We start from the raw sequence: 1802 nt of genomic DNA on the forward strand, positions 1-1802 counted from the left end.
AGGAGCATTCCTGTTAAGTAACAAATAACCGGTTTGCAAAAAATGAGTGCCACCCATAGAATAATGATTGTTAACTGGCCGGTTGACAAATCATCGTTCAAAGGAGACACCCACAAATGAATTATAAGCAGAATGAAAAAATCAATCAAGTAAAAGAATCAACTTTGGTAATTGGAATCGATATCGGAAGCACGACACAGTACGCTAGGGCATTTGACTGGAGAGGCATTGAGCTTGGAAAAGTCTTTACATTTAGCAACAGCAGAGAAGGATTTGAATCTTTCAAAGCATGGATGCAGCATTTGCAGGACAAGTACAGAAAGTCAGATGTGATCGTAGGTATCGAGCCGACAGGTCATTACTGGTTTGACCTTGGCGCTTATCTTGAGGATGAGGGCATCCTCCTGGTTATGGTTAACCCATATGCGGTAAAGCAGACCAAGGAACTGGATGACAACAGCCAAAGCAAGAATGACAGGAAGGATCCGAAGGTGATCGCAAAGCTGGTTACCGAGGGCCGGTATTCTGCACCGTATACACCGGATGGTGTGTATGCTGATTTAAGAATTATGGTGGCCAATCGTAAGAGACTCATCAGGGAGATGAGCCAGATTAAAAACAGATTTGCCAGATGGTTCGCCATATATTTCCCTGAGTACACAGATGTGTTTGGGGACTATGAAGCACAGAGCAGTATGCTGCTTCTAAAGAAAGTTTGTACTCCGGAAGCAATCGTGGAACTGGGAGCCGAGAAAATCAATCAAATCTGGCGTGATGCAAAGCTTAGGGCTGTAGGAATGAAAAGGGCAACGACCCTGTGTGAGAGAGCAAAACGCAGCATCGGCTTAAAGAAAGGCTCTTCGGCGGCCCGGTATGAAATGAAGCTGTTGCTCGAGGATTACGAATACAAAAAGGCACAGCTGGACGCCGTTATGGAGGAGATAGAAAAGCTGTGCAGGAAGATACCCGAAAGCGAGCAGATGCTTGCCATCAAAGGTATAGGAGTGATCACGGTAGCCGGCTTTCTGGCAGAAGTGGGTGATGTGAGGCGTTTCGAATCACCCAGACAGATACAAAAGCTGGCAGGACTCTCATTACGGGAGAACAGCTCTGGAAAGCACAAAGGACAGACGACCATAAGCAAAAGAGGTCGGAGTAAGCTGCGGGCAGTGCTGTTCAATGCAGCAATTCCGCTGATAGCGAAGAACCCAGAGTTTAAGTCATTGCATGAGTATTACACGACAAGAGCGAATAATCCGCTCAAGAAGAAACAATCCGTGATTGCGATCAGCTGTAAGCTGATACGGGTCTTTTATGCCATCCTTGCAAATGGAGTGACCTATGATGCGCAGAAGATGCTTTCTGACATTCACAGGCAGCCGCAGGCAGCATAAAAAGATCGACTGTGAGATTCAGGAGACGTCCGCCGCAAGGTGCTGAAAGGAACAGAAGAATTTCATAAACATAGAGAGCCAAGTCAGATTTATTTCCATCAGAGCAGAGACTCAGCGAAGGAGCATCATGACGCCCCTTTATGGATAAGCAGAACGAAGGAATTAAGGACCCTGAAGTAAAGGAGATCCTGTATGACATGGGAGGTTAGGCTGCCGTAAGGAGTTGGGGAAAGAAAGGCCGATCATAGCAGAATAAGACGACGTCTTGTTTTGTGTACCCTAAACATCCGAATATCCATGATTTATGGCCAAGGGGAATGACATAGACTTAGAAAATATCTCTATGAAGAAATGAAAATATGAGAAAAAGCGAGTTAACAAGAGAAAAACAAAGATTATTATGGGAGG

1 protein-coding gene is annotated in these 1802 nt (G+C 45.2%); it reads left to right on the top strand.

Annotated elements, in window-relative coordinates:
• The first annotated feature begins 116 nt into the window (after nucleotides 1–116).
• Nucleotides 117–1394, top strand: a complete 1278-nt coding sequence (locus tag H8S17_RS16000; RefSeq protein ID WP_186867887.1) for an IS110 family RNA-guided transposase — start codon at nucleotides 117–119, stop codon at nucleotides 1392–1394.
• The last annotated feature ends 408 nt before the right edge of the window (nucleotides 1395–1802 follow it).

This window comes from Roseburia zhanii, assembly GCF_014287635.1.
In the GTDB taxonomy this organism is placed as follows: domain Bacteria; phylum Bacillota; class Clostridia; order Lachnospirales; family Lachnospiraceae; genus Roseburia_B; species Roseburia_B zhanii.